We start from the raw sequence: 14,666 nt of genomic DNA on the forward strand, positions 1-14,666 counted from the left end.
CGCCGACGGACGCTCGGTAGGCTGCGGCGATGGCTCGCACCGCCCCCGCCGTCCCGTCGCCGGAGGCCCCCGGTCGCCTGCGGTCCGTCCCTGCCGCGGCGGCGCTGCTCACGGCGCTGGGGGCGCTCGCGGGCCTCGGGTGCGGCGGCCTGCTTCCGAGTGGCGGTCCGCCGCCGCCCGCGGGGCCGCGGTTCGCGCCGCCCCCGGAGCGGCCGCCGATCGCCGCCCCGACCGTCGTGCGGGCCGACGAGTCGGTCCCCGCGGTCGACGGGACCGCCGCCCCGGTCGTCGAATGGGCCGAGCCGGCGGACCCGCTGCCGGTCGAGACCGTCGCGACGTTGGAGTTCGAGGCGGAGTACGCCATGACCCGCATCGAGGCCCTCGCCTGGAGCCCGGACGGGTCGCGGCTGGCGGTCGGCGGGGAGGTGCAGGACAGCGGCAAGGAGTTGTTCCGCTGCCCGACCCGCATCTATCTCCGCGAGGGAACGACGTTCGCCCCAGTCGGCGAGGCCGCGTCCGGCCTGATTCACGGGAGCGGCGCCAACACGAACGTGGCCGACCTCGCCTGGAGCCCGGACGGCGGCACGCTCGCCCTGGCGGGGGCGCAGAACTTCGCGACCTCTCTGTTCGACCCGGACGGAACGCTGCGGGCCGATCTGGAAACGCCGGCCGACGCCGTCTTCGCCCTCGCCTGGCGCCCGGCCGGCGATCTGCTGGCGGTCGCCACGGCGGGGCCGAACCTGCGGGCTTACGCCGCCGACGGCCGGGCGCTCCAGACGGTCGGCCCGGCCGGCCCCACGCTCGCCTTCAGTCCGTCGGGCGACAGGCTCGTCTCCACCGCTCCGGGCGGAGCCGTCCTGTGGACCGTGCCGGCTGCCGGGGGGGCAGGGGAAGCCGGGCCGCTGACCGCGACGGCCCGGCTTGAACTGCCGACCCTGCCGCGGGAGATCTGGCCGCACGGCGTCGGGTGGAGCCCGGGCGGCGGCACGCTGGCCGTCAGCCAGTTCGGCGACGGGACGGTCTGGCTGTTCGACGCCGACGGCGCCCCGAAGTCCCGGTTGCAGGGCCATGAGGGAAGCGTCTGGTTCACGCACTACTCCGCCGACGGCGTGCTGGCGACCGGCGGGTCGGACGTGACGGTCCGGCTCTGGAACCCGGACGGCTCCCCGCGGGCGACGCTGCGCAGCGGCGGGCAGGAGGACCGGCAACCAATGATCGACCTCGCCGCCTGGAGCCCCGACGGATCGCTGCTGGCGGTCGTCTCCCCCAACCGGACGATCCGCCTGTGGAACGCCGACGGCGAACCCCGGGCGACGCTCTCCGGCCACGTCGGCATCATCTCGGCGCTGGCCTGGAGCCCCGACGGCCGGCTGCTCGCCACGGCCGACGACGACGCGACGACCCGCGTCTGGGCCGTGCCCGCCGCGCGCTGACCCCGGAGAACCGCGTCCCTTCGGCGGGACGCGCCGCGCGAACCGCCCACCGCAACGCAGCGGCCCCGCGCGATGCGATGTTTGCCGCAGGCCAAGGCTTGCGGCTGTTTCGCGCGGCCGCTACCGTCCCGCCCACGAGCGCCCCCGCCCGTACGCGGCACGTTTTCTCCCCCCGGGTCGCCGCGTGTTGGCGGACGAATGATCGAGGACCTCACCTACTTCACCCGCGTCCTGGCCATCAACGGCGACGTGTTGACGGTGCGGGCGAACGGCGTCGGGCTGAACGATCTCGCCTTGGTGGAAAACGGCGAGGACGAACCCTCGCTGGCCCAGGTGGTTAAAATCACCGGCGACGAAGTTTCGCTGCAGGTGTTCGCCGGCGGGAAGGGGCTGTCCACCGGCGCCCGCGTGCGATTCACGGGGCGGGGGTCGGAGGTGGTGTACTCGGAGAATATTCTCGGGCGGGTGTTCGACGGCGCCGGCCGACCGATCGACGGCGGGCCGTCGCTGCGGGGCGACCGCCGCGTCGAGATCGGCGGGCCGTCGGTGAATCCGGTCAAGCGGGTCGTCCCCAGCCGGATGATCGAGACCGGCATTCCGATGATCGACGTCTTTAATTGCCTCGTCGAGAGCCAGAAGATCCCGATCTTCTCGGTCGCCGGCGAGCTTTATAACCCGCTGCTCGCCCGCATCGGCATTCAGGCGGACGCCGAGATCGTGGTGTTCGGCGGGATGGGGCTGGTCTTTGACGACTACCACTTCTTCCGCACGACCTTCGAAGACGAGGGCGTTTTCTCGCGGACGGTGATGTTCGTGAATCAGGCGTCCGATCCGATCGTGGAGCGGATGCTGGTGCCGGATATGGCGCTGAAGGTCGCGGAGCGGTTCGCCGTGGAGCAGAACAAGCGCGTCCTGGTGCTGCTGACGGACATGACGGCCTACGCCGACGCGCTCAAGGAGGTCGGCACGTCGATGGAGCGGGTTCCGGCCACCCGCGGCTATATGGGCGACCTCTACAGTCAGCTCGCCGTCCGTTACGAGCGGGCCTGCGACTACGCCGGCGCCGGGTCCGTCACGACGTTGACCGTCACGACGATGCCGGGCGACGACGTCACCCACCCCGTGCCGGACAACACCGGCTATATCACCGAGGGGCAGTTCTATCTGCACGACGGCGTCCTCGACCCGTTCGGGTCGCTGTCCCGCCTGAAGCAGATGGTCGTCGGGAAGACGACGCGGGAAGATCACGGCCAGTTGATGAACACGATGATCCGCCTGTACTCCGGGGCGAAGGACGCCCAGCAGAAGCAGGCGATGGCCTTCGAGCTGTCCGCCCGCGATTATAAGCTCCTGAAGTTCGGCGACCTGTTCAGGAAGCGGTTCATGGACGTCAGCGTGTCCGTGCCGTTCGCCGAGGCGCTCGATCTCTGCTGGACGACGCTTGCGGAGTGTTTCGAGCCGGAGGAACTGCTGATGAAGCAGGAACTCGTCGATAAATACTACCCGGCCGCCGCCGCGGCCCCCGCGACGGCTCCGGCCGACGCCCCGACGAACGGGGCCGCGGCGTGAAGGTCGCCCTGAACAAAAACTCGCTCAAGCAGCAGCGGGACAAGCTGGCCCTCTATCGCCGCTATTTGCCGTCGCTGGAACTCAAGCGGCAGCAACTCCTGGCGGCGTGGCGGACGGCGCAGCGGGAACTGGCCGAGGCGGACGCGGAGATCGCGACCTTCGAGGCGAAGTCGGAACCCCTGTTCTCGCTGCTCGGCGGGTCGACAATCCCCACGCGGGACCTCGCCCGGCTCGTCCGCGTGCGGGAGGTGTCGCTGGGCGAGGAGAACGTCGTGGGCGTCCGCGTGCCGACCCTGCAGGCGATGGCGTTCGAGCGGGTCGCCTACTCCACGCTGGCGCTCCCCTTCTGGGTCGACGCCGTCGTCGATAACTTGGAGAACCTGTCCCGCCTGCGGGTGCGGCGTCAGGTGGCCGCGGCCCGGGAGCGCGCCTTAGAGGCGGCGGCCCGTAAGATCGCGCAGCGGGTGAACCTGTTCGAGAAGGTGCTGATCCCGACCGCCGCGGAGAACATCGGCCGCATCCGCATCGCCCTGTCCGACCAGGACCGGGCGGCGGTCGTGCGGTCGAAGTTGGCCAAGCGGAAACGGAGCTGAGGGGCCTCGCCCCCGTACGCCATGGCCATCGTCGCCCTCGATAAACTGACCGTGTTCGGTCCCGCTTCGCAGAAGTTCGAGACGATTCTCGGGCTGCAGGAGTTGGGCTGCCTGCATCTGATCCCGCTGGGCGAGGCGCCGGGGCGCACCTCGCCGCCGGTCAGTCAGGAGACCCGCGAGGCCCTCCGCTACCTGGACGCCTGCGCGGTGCACCGGGCGCCCTCCCCGGGGGAGGCCCCGTTCGATCGGGAGGCGGTCACGGCAGAGGTCCTGGCGACGAAGCACGCCGAGGAGGCGCTGGCCGACGAGCGGGACGAACTGCAGGAGAAGATCGCCGCCCTGGAACCGTGGGGCGATTTCGAGCGGCCGCCGGAGGGCGCCCTCGGGAGGAACCGGCTCTGGTTTTATCTCATCCCGATCAAGCGGTTGTCGGAACTGCCCGGGGACGTCGTCTGGGAGGTCGTCCGCCGCGACCGCCAGTTCGCGTACGTCGTCGCCGTCGCTGAGTCTCCCGCGGCGATCCCCTTACGCAATGTGGAACTCGATCCGCGTTCGCTCTCGGAGCTGCGGGCGCGACTGGCGACCGTGGAGCGGGAACTGGACGACGCCCACTGGCGGCGGGTGACGCAAACCCGTTGGCGGGACCCGCTGCGGCTGGAGTTGGACCGAGCCGACGACGCGGTCGCCCAGGCGGCGGCGGCGGCGGCGGCGTGGGGCGACGAGAACGTCTTTGCCCTGCGGGGCTGGTCACCGCGCGTCGCCGTGGACGACGTGCGGGCCTTCTGCGACCGCCGCGGACTCGCCCTGACGGTCGAGGTGCCCGCCCCAACCGACGCCCCGCCGACGCTGTTGCAGAATCCCGACCGCGTCGCCGGCGCCGAGGGCTGCGTGACCTTCTATATCACCCCCGGCTATCGCGCCTGGGACCCGACCGGCGTGGTCTACCTGTCGTTCGCGCTGTTCTTCGGGATGATCGTTTCGGACGCCGCCTACGGGCTCGTCCTCGTCGTCGGGCTGCTGCTGTTCTGGGGCCGGCTGGGGCAATCGCGGTCGGCCCGGCAGTTCCGCTATCTGGCCGTCGGCCTGGTGAGCTTCACCGTGGCGTACGGCGTGGCGGCGGGCAGCTACTTCGGACTGGAACCGCCCGCCGGGTCGCTGCTGGATCGGCTGCGGGTCTATTACGACGGTCAGCCGATGACCGAGAACCGCAACGCGATGATGGCGGTCTCCGTCATGATCGGCGTGGCGCACCTGACGCTGGCGAACCTGATCGCGGCGTGGAACAGTCGACGCTCCTCCCGCCTGCTCGGTCATCTGGGCTGGGCCGTGGTGATCGTCAGCGGATTTCTCTGGGGCGCCGGGGCGATGACGAAGGCCCCCGCGCTCGTCGAGTTCGGCATGCCCGCGACGATCGCCGGGGCCGTCCTCGTAATCCTTTTCAGCAGCGCTCAGCCGCTTTTGACGGCCAGCCCGAAGGCCCACGCCCTGCGGCTGTTCGACGGGGCCATGCAGATCCCCAACCTGACGAAAGCCTTCGGCGACGTCCTGAGCTACCTGCGGCTGTTCGCCCTGGGGCTCGCGAGCGCCCAATTAGCGATCACGTTCAACGATTTGGCGTCGCAGTCCTTCCGGGCGGGCGGGGCCGGCGTGGCGCTGGCCCTGGTGATCCTGGTGGCGGGGCACGCCGTCAATATCCTGCTGGGCCTGATGGGCGGGGTCGTGCACGGCCTGCGGCTGAACTGCATCGAGTTTTTTAACTGGAGTCTGAACGACGAGGGTTACCCGTTCCGACCCTTCACCAAGAAAGCGACGAGCTGATTTATGGATAGTTTTTGGATCATGCTGGGTTGGGCGGGCATCTACGGCCCGACCGCGTTGGGGGCGATCGGCAGCGTGATCGGCTGCGCCCGCGCCGGTCAGGCCGCCTGCGGCGCCATGCTGGATGTGGAAAGCGGCTACGGCCGGCTCGTGGGGCTCTCCGCCCTGCCGTCCTCGCAGATCATCTACGGCATCGTCGTGATGTTCTCGCTGAACCGCGTCGTGACCGTCGAGGCGGCCGGCGGACTGTTCGCTGTGGGCGTGCTCTGCGGCACGGTGTTGCTGTTCAGCGCCATCTATCAGGGCCTGTGCTGCGCCTCGGCGATTGTGGCCAGCAAAAGCAAACCGGAGATCTTCGGCCTTTCCGCGGCGCCGGCGGCGATCGTGGAGGGGTTCGCCGTGTTCGCCTTCATCTTCGCGCTGGTGGTGTCCGCCGGCATCCCCGGCGGCGCCGAGGCCGGCGACGCCGGAACCGGGACCGGCGCCGGCCCCGTCGCGGTCGAGGCCCGTGGCGTCGACACCTACGAGGGGGCGCTCGAGGATAACGCTCCCCTCGAAGTCGATCCCGACGCCGTCCTCCCGGACTGACCGCCGCTCCGCTTTGCCCCGGACGAATCCCGCCCCGAACGCTGGGCGGGCCCGGGACCCCGCTTTCACCGGCTTCATCACTTCGCACAGGCCATGGCAGACCAGACCACCACGGAAGCCTCCGGCGTCCAGCAGCTGATCGACCGACTGCGCCGGGAAGGCGTTGACAAGGGACAGACCGAGGCGGACGCCGTCCTGGAGGCGGCCCGTCGGCAGGCGATGGAGTTGCTCGACGACGCCCAAACGCGGGCCGACGCGATGCTCAAGGCGGCCCAAACCGAAGCGGACCGCACCCGGGCGGCCGGCGAGGAGGCCATTCGATTGGCCGGCCGCGACTCCATTCTGGAACTCACCGAGGAGTTGCGGGACAACTGCACGCAGACCTTGCAGCGGCTCGTTTCGCACTCTCTCAAAGATGACGAGTTCCTGCGGCGGCTCATTCTTGAGATCGCCCGGCGGGCCGTTCCGGACGACGCCGACGCACGGTTGAACTTCCAACTGCTCGACGACGGGTCGTCCCCGGAGAGCGACGTCGCGCTGCGGGAGTTCGCCGAGTCGTTGGCCGGCCAGTCGCTGCGGGACGGGTTCACCTTCGAGGTGGTGGACAGCGACGTGCCGGGCGTGCGCGTGCAGGTCGTGGACGGCGATCTGGAAGTCGATCTGACCGACGAGACGTTGACCCACGTGCTGCTCAAGCATCTCTCGCCGCGGTTCCGCGCGATCCTGGACGTCTGACCGAGGCTGCGCCGGTGACGAACTACTACACGCTGATCGCCAGTCTGCCGCCGCTGCCGACGCACTTCGACGTGGAGCGCCCGCCGATCTCCCGGCGGCAACTGGCCGAACGTCTGAGCCAGCTCAGCGAGGAGGACGCGGAGACGGTGCGGCAACTCGCCGACTTCTTCGACTGGGACCGCCAGCCGCTGGACCGCACCGACGCCGAGATCGCCCGCGAACTGACGAACCTGCAAACGGTTCAGCATCCCCTCGTGCTGCGGATCATCCAGCATCGGTTGGACGTGCGGATCGTCGTCAGCGCCCTGCGCCGGCGGCGGGACGGGCTGTCGCAGCCGGTGCCGATCGGGGAACTCAGCGAAACGATCCGCCGCCACTGGTCCGACCCGACCTTCGGGCTGGGGGGCCGGCAACCGTGGATCGAACCGTTCGCGAAGTTCATGACCGAGGGGCGGGTCGTGGAGGCCCAACGGACGCTTTTTGAACACACCTGGCGGCAATGGCGCCGGCTCGCCACGGAGTTCACGTTCTCGCTGGAGGCCGTGATCCTCTACCTGGCGCGGTGGGAGATCATCTACCGCTGGACCAGCCGGAACGCGGAGGCCGGCCGGACACGTTTCGACACCATGATTCAGGACACGCTCGGTGACTACGCCCATCTCCGCCTCTGAGACCCCCGCCGCCGAGGCTCCCGCCGTCGGTTCCACGGCGCCCCGCCGCTCCGGGGGCGAGGCCCGCGTGATCGGCGTGTCCGGCAACGTGGTTACCATCGAGACCGACGCCCCGCTGATGAAGAACGAGGTCGCCCTCGTGCACGTCGGCGGGGAGGCGCTGAAGTCCGAGGTGCTGCGGATCTACGGCAAGACCGCGGACATGCAGGTGTTCGAGGAGACCGGCGGCGTGCAGGTCGGCGACCGCGTCGAACTCACCAAGGAACTGCTCCCCGCCGCCCTCGGCCCGGGCCTGCTGGGGTCGGTGTTCGACGGCCTGCAGAACCCGCTGAACGTCCTCGCGGAGCGGGACGGCTTCTTCCTGCGCCGCGGCAGTTCGGCCCCGGCCCTGCCGGGCGAGGACGTGTGGGACTTCCGTCCATCGGTTCAGGTCGGCGACACGGTCCGCGGCGGCGACGTGCTGGGCACGGTCCCGGAACGCAACATCGCCCATAAGATCATGGCCCCGTTCGATCTGACGGGGACGGCGGAGGTCCTCTGGGTCGCCCGGGGACCGCAGCGGGCCGACGCGCCGGTCGTCCGCGTCCGCACGGCCCGCGGGCGGGAGCGTGAATGGACGATGCAGCACTCCTGGCCCGTCCGCAGCCCGCTGCCGACGAAATTACTGCGGCAACGGCACTCGGAGCGCCTGTTCCCCTCGCAGGTGCTCACGACCACGATCCGGCTGATCGACACGTTCTTTCCGATCGCCCTCGGCGGAACGGCCTGCATCCCCGGGCCGTTCGGGGCGGGGAAGACGGTGTTGCAGGGGTTGGTCTCCCGCTATTCGGCCGCCGACATCGTCGTCGTGGTGGCCTGCGGCGAACGGGCGGGGGAGGTCGTGGAGACCCTCGTCGACTTCGCCGAGATGGACGACCCGCGCAGCGACGGCAAATTGATGGACCGGACGGTCGTTATTTGCAATACGTCCTCCATGCCCGTCGCCGCCCGCGAGGCTTCGATTTATATGGGCATCACAATCGGCGAGTATTACCGCCAGATGGGGCTGAACGTCCTGCTGATCGCCGACTCCACCTCCCGCTGGGCCCAGGCCATGCGGGAGACCTCCGGCCGGTTGGAGGAGATCCCCGGCGAGGAGGCCTTCCCGGCCTACCTCGACTCCTCCATCAAGGGCCTGTACGAGCGGGCCGGCGTCGTCCGGGCGAACGACGGCGTCGTCGGCAGCCTGACGATGATCGGCACCGTCTCCCCCGCGGGCGGGAACTTTGAGGAGCCGGTCACCCAGTCGACGCTGGGGGCGGTGAAATGCTTCCTCGGCCTGTCGTCGGCGCGGGCCTATAAACGGTTCTATCCGGCGATCGACCCGCTGATGTCCTGGTCGCGATACCTGGACCAGCTCAAGCCGCAGCTTGCGGCGACGATGGACCCGACCTGGACGGAGTCCGTCAAGGAGACCACGGAGCTGCTGCACCGCGGCGACGCCGTGCATCAGATGATGCAGGTGACCGGCGAGGAAGGCGTGACGGTCGACGATTATCTGGATTATCAGCGGGCGACGTTCGTCGATATGGTCTTCCTGCAGCAGGACGCCTTCGATCCGGTGGACGTGACGATCCCGTTGGAGCGGCAAAAGGAGTCGTTCCAATTAATCCGCCGCCTCGTCACCCGCGATTTTCAATTCACGAGCAACGACGAGGTCCGCAATTACTTCACCAAGCTGACCGGGCTGTTCAAAAACCTGAACTACAGCGAGTGGCGCTCCGCCCGCTATCGGGAACTGCTCGCGGAGATCGACGCGCTCGAGGCGCAGGCCGTCTCGCAGAAGTAAGCGGCCTTTTCAGGGCAGGCTGAGGAGCGCTTGGCGTCTCTCCATGAGTTCCGAGCGCGGGAGGATTTGCGTTGAGCCCACGGTTGGGCGGCGCCGCGGCGTCTGACGGTCCCGCAGTGTCGGGGGCGCCCAGGAAGACGGGCGACCGGCACGGCCGCCGGCCGCCGGGACACCGCGGAAAGACGCAGTACGCCCGGCGGCAGGCGCTTACGTCGGCCCATGCCGAACCACCGGAATCTTCTCGCCGACGCGTCACCCGACGCCAGAGGGGACTGCCTAACCCGCGTCGAATTCGTCGGGGCGTCCCGTAGCCCGCGCATCGTCCTCGTCCCGTCGCACGGCGTCGGGACCGGGGTGATGCGGCGGGTGGGGCGGGGGCTCGGCTGCGGGGGACGGCTCGCCGAACGTCGCCTCGAAGGTCGATCCCTCGCCCGCCGTGGACCGCACCGTCATGCTTCCGCCGTACCGCTGCACGATCCGTCGGCACAGCGCTAGGCCCACGCCGGTGCCGGGCACGTCCTCCGCCGGGTCCGCCCGGTAAAAGACGTCGAACAGTTTCGGGAGGTGTTTCTCCGCGACGCCGATGCCGTTATCGGAGACGACGACGCCCGGCAGATCCGCCTCGGCCGGGGCGATGCGGATGCGCAAATCGCGTTCGGGGCTGCGGTACTTGATCGCGTTGGCGATGAGGTTTTGGAACAGCAGGCTGAGCTGCGCCCAGTGGGAGGTGACGGTGGGCAGCGGGACGCGTTCGACCGTGCCGCCCACGGCGGTCAGTTCCTTCTCGAATCGGGCGAGGACGTGATCGAGCACGCGGTCCATCTCGATCGGCTTGGGGGGGGCCGACGCGTTTTCGATCTCGGCGAAATTCAGCAATTCCCGCACGAGGTCGGAGAGGGTCCGCAGGGACTCCTCCGCCAAACCGACCATCTCCTCGCCCTGCTCGGAGAGCGGCTCCATGCGGACGCACCCCAGCGCCAGCAGCGCCGCCGCCGCGGGGTGACGCACCTCGTGGGCGACCGTGTGGGCGAAGTTCCGCAGCTCCTGGTTCGTCTTCTCCAGCCCCAGCGACTTCTGTTTGCGCTCGATCGCGTACCGCAGCGACCGCACCACGCGGTCCTGCGAAAGCTGAGATTTGACCAGGAAGTCCTGGGCCCCGTGGGAGACCGCCTCGGCGGCGAAGTCCAGGTCGTCCAGGGAGGTCAGCACGACCACGGGAAGCTCGGGCCGGGCCCGCTTGAACCGGCCGAGGGTATCGGTGACGGCGCTGTCCGGCAGGCCGAGGTCGAGCAGGACCGCGTCGATCGCCTGCGAGTCCAGGCAGGCCAGGCCCTCCGTCAGGCTGGACCTGCGGTGGAGCTCGACGCCGGACCGACCGTCCGCCCCGATTCGTTTCCGCAGGAGCTCGTAGTGGTCGTCCGAATCTTCGACGACCAGCACACGCATCAGGTGCGAGGAAGGCATGAACCGCAGCGGAGCGGGGTCATTGTGAATGGGCGAACCCGTCGCGTCGGTTAGCGGGGCCGAAGAACGCGGCCCCGTTCGGCGACCAGTCTAACGCGAGGGCGAACCCTTCGCTCGCGCCGGGTTGGTGGGTCGGCCGCGCGGCGCGGCATTCCGTCAGGCGGACGGGGCCGTCGGCAGGTGGGAGTCCCAGCCGCCCCAGTAATCGCAGAGGTCGCGGATCAGTTGTTGAAATTGGAGAAAGTTGAGCGGCTTCACGACGTAGCTGTTGGCGTGGCGCTGGTACGCCCGACGGCGGTCGCCGCCGTCCTCGGAGGAGGTCAACACGACCACGGGGATCAGACGCAGCTCCTCGTCCGCCTTCATCGCGGCGAGCACCTCGTGCCCGGACAGCCGCGGGAGATTGAGGTCCAGTAGCACGACCTCCGGCCGCTCCGCCTGCTCGTAGGGGGACTGCCGGGTCAGGAATCGCAGCGCCGCCTCGCCGTCGTTGACGCGATCCAGCCGGTGGGCCGGCTCCTTGCGGGCGAAGGTCCGCGTGACCAGCTCCGCGTGGTCGTCGTCGTCTTCGGCGAGCAGAAAGCGCGTCGGCCGAACGGTGTGCGGGGGCATGGGGGCGGAGGGGGACGGACGGGAGGGACGAAAACGAACTGCGGGAGCGGTCGGGCGGACCGCTCGCGGGAGGGCCTGCCTCAGGACGCATCGGGGAAGTCGCGGGGTAGCGCCATGCGGACGGCGAGACCGCCGTCGGGCGGACTCTCCAGCCAGACGCGGCCGCCGATCAATTCGACGATCTTAGCGACGCTGGCCAGCCCGATCCCAGTGCCTTCCTTCTGGGTGTGAACCCGCTGGAACAGTTGCATCGCCTTGGCGTGGTATTCCGGCGGGATGCCGCCGCCCCAGTCGCGGACCGTCACGACGTGCTCCACGGGTTGCGACCGGCAGCCGATCTCGATGCGGCGGACTTCCCCCTCGCAGGCGTATTTCAGGGAATTGCGGAGGAGATTGTCGAACACCCGGAACACGTCCTGCGGGCGGCAGAGCAGCGTCGGCAGGCGATCGACGACCTCCACCGTCGCCTCCCGCGCCGCAATCTGCGGGGCCAGCCCCTCGATCACCTCCGCGGCCACCTCGTTCCAATCGACGAGGCTCGGCTCCTCCCCGCCGGCCCGGCCGATCTGGCTGAAGGCGAGCAGGTCGCGGATGAACGACCCCATCGTCTCCGTGGCGCGCTCGATCCGCCCGATCGAGTCCGTCAGTTCGTCGTACCGGCCCGCGGCGATGTCCTCCCGGAGCACCCCCAGGAACCCCTGGGCAGTGACCAACGGCGATTTCAGATCGTGCGAGGCCGAGTAGACGAACTGTTCGATCTCGTCCGTCTTCTGCCGCAGGCGCCGGTTGAGCTCCTTCAACTCCCGCGTTCGGCGGAGGACGAAGACCGCCAGCGCCTTCTGGAAGTCGTCCGCGGTCCGGCGGTCCACCTCGGTCCACGGCCGCGAGAGCCCCTCCACCTGTTCCACCCACTCCGCGAAGGAGGCCCGCGGCCGCAGCCGGCCGGCCGCGTCGCGGGAGACGGCCTTGTGCGGATCGCCGCCCCAGCGGATCGAACGGGCCTGCTCCTCCCGGAAGAAGACGATGAAGTCCCGCTCCCGGAACTGCATCGCCGCCGCCCCCGCGATACCGGCGTCGGCGATCGCCACGTCGGGCAGGTCGTGGCGGAGCGACTCCGTGAAGTACAGCCCGTCCCGGCTGCGGTCGCCGAAGCGGTCCATCAGGCGGTCCACCTCCTCCCGCTCCGGCGCCAGCCCGCTGGTCCAGACGTCGTCGCCGAACCGCACCGCCAGCCCGTCGGCCCGCATCATCTCCGTCAGTCTCTCCGCCGACTGGGCCAGTTCGGCGACCAGATCGTCCGCGGAGTGCAGCCGGTCGAGAATCGCGTTGCGGCTGGCGAAGCGGGCGGTCAGCCGCCGCCTCAGACGCGCCTCCTCAAGCATCTGCACGCGGATGGAGATCATCTCGCTGACTAACGCCATCGATTGGACCGCGTCCAGCGAAAGGGCCCGCGGCGTCGCGTGGTGACAGGCAATCAATCCCCACAGACGGTCGTCGCAGACGATCGACAGCACCAGGCTGGCGGAGACCCTCATGTTCCGCAGGTAGGCCCGGTGGATCGGCGACATGCTCCGCAGCCGGCAGCCCGACATGTCCAGCGGGGGGCGGTCCGTCCCGTCAGGGAGCCGGTCGGCGAGCAGGTCCACCGGCTCGTAGCTCACGTCGGCCATCGCCCGGACCTGGGTCGTCAGGTACAGCGCCCGGGCCTGCTCCGGAATGTCGCTGGCGGGATACCGCAGGCCGAGGTACGGCCCCAGGGCGCCGCCGCGGCTCTCGGCGACGACCTCGCCGTTGAACTCCTCGTCGAACCGATAGGCCATCACGTGATCGAAGCCGATCTGCGCCCGCACCACCTCCGTGGCGATTTCGCAGAGGGTCTCGACCTCGGTCACGCCGCGGGTGCGTTCCATTAGATGCCCGGCGAGGCCGTACGACTCGTCCCAACGGCCGCCGTCCGCCGACTCGGAGCGGGGTTCGCCGGCGGGGGCGAACTCCAAAATCGTCTCCTCGCCGGCCCGGTGCAGGGCGGTCCGCAGCGGCCGATCGTCGCCCCCCCGCGGGCGGGCGACAATTACCGTCGCTCCCCGCCGCGGCTGAGTCGGGTCGAAGCGATAGCCCTCCGGCAGACGAAGGACCGCGTCCAGCGGCTGGCCGACGGCCGCCTCCGCCGCCACCCCCGTGAACTCCGCCAGGTTGCGGCTGGCCCGGGTGATCCGCAGGGCGTCGTCCACCGCCAGCAGGGCCCCGTGCGGCTGGATCGAGCCGGGCGTGCGGATCGGTTCGGAGGCGCACTCCCGCATCATCGCCTCCAGTTCGGCCTCCCCGGGGAACCTGCCCGGCGGACGGGCGGCGAGTTCGTCGATGTCGTTCAAGGCCGGGACGCGTGCGGGGGGGGCGAAGTCGTGACGGGCGGGCCGGCGGCGGGCGCCGGCTGGCGCAGGAACTGATCGAACGCGGCCCGGGCGGCGTCCACCGCGGCGGCCCGCTGTTCCGACGACCGCACCCGGGCGTCGAGGCGCTGTTTGAACCGGGTCCACGGCCCGAGCGGGTCGCCGGCGTTCCGGAGGAAGAAGGACGCCCCGGTCTCCGCGGTCACCCCCAGCGCCCGTCGGGCCTGCTTGGCGATCGTCAGACCGCCCAGGGCGGACCCCTCCACGACGTACAACACGCCCAGCAGGTGGGCCTCCGACGGGCCGGCCAGATTGAACGCGGCGACCGGGCCGGCCGGCTCCGCCGCGACGCCGAGGGCCCGCAGATCCTCCCGCAACAGGGGCAGGCCTCGCCGGCGCCCGTCGGGCAGGGCGGCGGCGTGCGGGTGGGCGTCGATCCAGGCTTCCACCGGCGCCAGGGAAGCCGCGAAGTAGCCCAGCAGCGCCGCGTAACCCGCCCGCGACCGGAGCAGTTCGCCCAGATCGAGCCGCGCCTCGACGGCGCGGTGCCGTTCGTCGGTCGCGGCCCGCAGCAGCGCGGCGGTGCCGTCGGACGGGACGCCGTCAGGCAGGGCGCCGTCGGACGGGGCAGTGGACGACGCGGGCTCCTTCGGCGTCAACGGGCGGCAGCAGCTTGGGGTCGGGGCAGCTTGGAGGCGGGGCGGGGCGAATCCTACCGCGGCCCGCGGCCCTGTCCGACCTCCTGCTCCGCCCGATCCTCCGCTGGGGGATCGACCCGGGACGCGAAAGTGCGACGAGCGGACGCGGGGATTTCCGGGTGTGGGGGCGTTCACCGGCGGCGCCGGGGTTGCGGCGTTCGGGGCGACCGTCACAATCACGCCGCCCCACGCCCCTCTCGCGCGTCCCCGTCTCGCTATCCGCGCCCGGGGTCCGTTCGCGACCGGCGCCGACGCCCCGACCTGCCC

The 14,666-nt window shown here is 70.3% G+C and carries 11 protein-coding genes and 1 pseudogene; 8 read left to right on the forward strand and 4 right to left on the reverse strand.

From position 1 onward, the window contains the following. The first annotated feature begins 29 nt into the window (after positions 1-29). The 8 genes and pseudogenes from CA12_RS13800 to CA12_RS13835 all read left to right on the forward strand — a co-directional run bounded on the left by CA12_RS13800 (position 30) and on the right by CA12_RS13835 (position 9,235). Complete coding sequence (locus CA12_RS13800) at positions 30-1,433, forward strand: WD40 repeat domain-containing protein (protein ID WP_145359630.1); 1,404 nt, start codon at positions 30-32, stop codon at positions 1,431-1,433. Between the two features lie 198 nt (positions 1,434-1,631). Beyond that, positions 1,632-3,002 (forward strand): V-type ATP synthase subunit B, encoded by a 1,371-nt coding sequence (locus CA12_RS13805; protein WP_145359632.1) that lies wholly within the window; start codon positions 1,632-1,634, stop codon positions 3,000-3,002. Next, positions 2,999-3,595, forward strand: a complete 597-nt coding sequence (locus CA12_RS13810; RefSeq protein WP_145359634.1) for a V-type ATP synthase subunit D — start codon at positions 2,999-3,001, stop codon at positions 3,593-3,595. Before CA12_RS13805 ends, CA12_RS13810 begins: the two co-directional genes overlap by 4 nt. Positions 3,596-3,616: 21 nt before the next feature. Further along, entirely contained in the window at positions 3,617-5,413 is a 1,797-nt protein-coding gene (locus tag CA12_RS13815; protein WP_145359636.1) for a V-type ATP synthase subunit I, read from the forward strand. Positions 5,414-5,416: 3 nt separating this feature from the next. Beyond that, a pseudogene (locus CA12_RS13820) lies at positions 5,417-5,857 on the forward strand (ATP synthase subunit C); the annotation flags it as partial. A gap of 237 nt (positions 5,858-6,094) precedes the next feature. Continuing rightward, the gene (locus tag CA12_RS13825; protein ID WP_145359638.1) at positions 6,095-6,736 is read left to right on the forward strand and encodes a hypothetical protein; all 642 of its coding nucleotides are present in this window, start codon (positions 6,095-6,097) and stop codon (positions 6,734-6,736) included. A 14-nt stretch (positions 6,737-6,750) separates the two neighbouring features. Beyond that, on the forward strand, positions 6,751-7,407 hold the full coding sequence (locus CA12_RS13830) for a DUF2764 family protein (protein WP_165700759.1): 657 nt from the start codon (positions 6,751-6,753) through the stop codon (positions 7,405-7,407). Between the two features lie 67 nt (positions 7,408-7,474). After that, positions 7,475-9,235 carry a V-type ATP synthase subunit A gene (locus tag CA12_RS13835; RefSeq protein ID WP_449224221.1) on the forward strand — a complete coding sequence of 587 codons (1,761 nt, stop codon included), beginning with the start codon at positions 7,475-7,477 and terminating at the stop codon, positions 9,233-9,235. Positions 9,236-9,511: 276 nt separating this feature from the next. Here CA12_RS13835 and CA12_RS13840 read toward each other — a convergent pair whose 3' ends face one another. The 4 genes from CA12_RS13840 to CA12_RS13855 form a co-directional block, all read right to left on the reverse strand. Further along, positions 9,512-10,699: a sensor histidine kinase gene (locus tag CA12_RS13840; protein WP_145359640.1), complete on the reverse strand. Its 1,188-nt coding sequence runs from the start codon at positions 10,697-10,699 to the stop codon at positions 9,512-9,514. Between the two features lie 156 nt (positions 10,700-10,855). Then, on the reverse strand, positions 10,856-11,311 hold the full coding sequence (locus CA12_RS13845; protein ID WP_145359641.1) for a response regulator: 456 nt from the start codon (positions 11,309-11,311) through the stop codon (positions 10,856-10,858). 80 nt (positions 11,312-11,391) lie between these two features. Beyond that, positions 11,392-13,683 (reverse strand): ATP-binding protein, encoded by a 2,292-nt coding sequence (locus tag CA12_RS13850; protein ID WP_145359642.1) that lies wholly within the window; start codon positions 13,681-13,683, stop codon positions 11,392-11,394. Then, complete coding sequence (locus CA12_RS13855; RefSeq protein WP_165700760.1) at positions 13,680-14,360, reverse strand: biliverdin-producing heme oxygenase; 681 nt, start codon at positions 14,358-14,360, stop codon at positions 13,680-13,682. Before CA12_RS13855 ends, CA12_RS13850 begins: the two co-directional genes overlap by 4 nt. Positions 14,361-14,666 lie beyond the last annotated feature (306 nt).

Source organism: Alienimonas californiensis (assembly GCF_007743815.1).
Lineage (GTDB): Bacteria > Planctomycetota > Planctomycetia > Planctomycetales > Planctomycetaceae > Alienimonas > Alienimonas californiensis.

Coding starts and splice junctions, on each gene's coding strand:
- CA12_RS13800 (WP_145359630.1), top strand. CDS start 30: ATGGCTCGCACCGCCCCCGCCGTCCCGTCGCCGGAGGCCCCCGGTCGC.
- CA12_RS13805 (WP_145359632.1), top strand. CDS start 1,632: ATGATCGAGGACCTCACCTACTTCACCCGCGTCCTGGCCATCAACGGC.
- CA12_RS13815 (WP_145359636.1), top strand. CDS start 3,617: ATGGCCATCGTCGCCCTCGATAAACTGACCGTGTTCGGTCCCGCTTCG.
- CA12_RS13825 (WP_145359638.1), top strand. CDS start 6,095: ATGGCAGACCAGACCACCACGGAAGCCTCCGGCGTCCAGCAGCTGATC.
- CA12_RS13840 (WP_145359640.1), bottom strand. CDS start 10,699: ATGCCTTCCTCGCACCTGATGCGTGTGCTGGTCGTCGAAGATTCGGAC.
- CA12_RS13845 (WP_145359641.1), bottom strand. CDS start 11,311: ATGCCCCCGCACACCGTTCGGCCGACGCGCTTTCTGCTCGCCGAAGAC.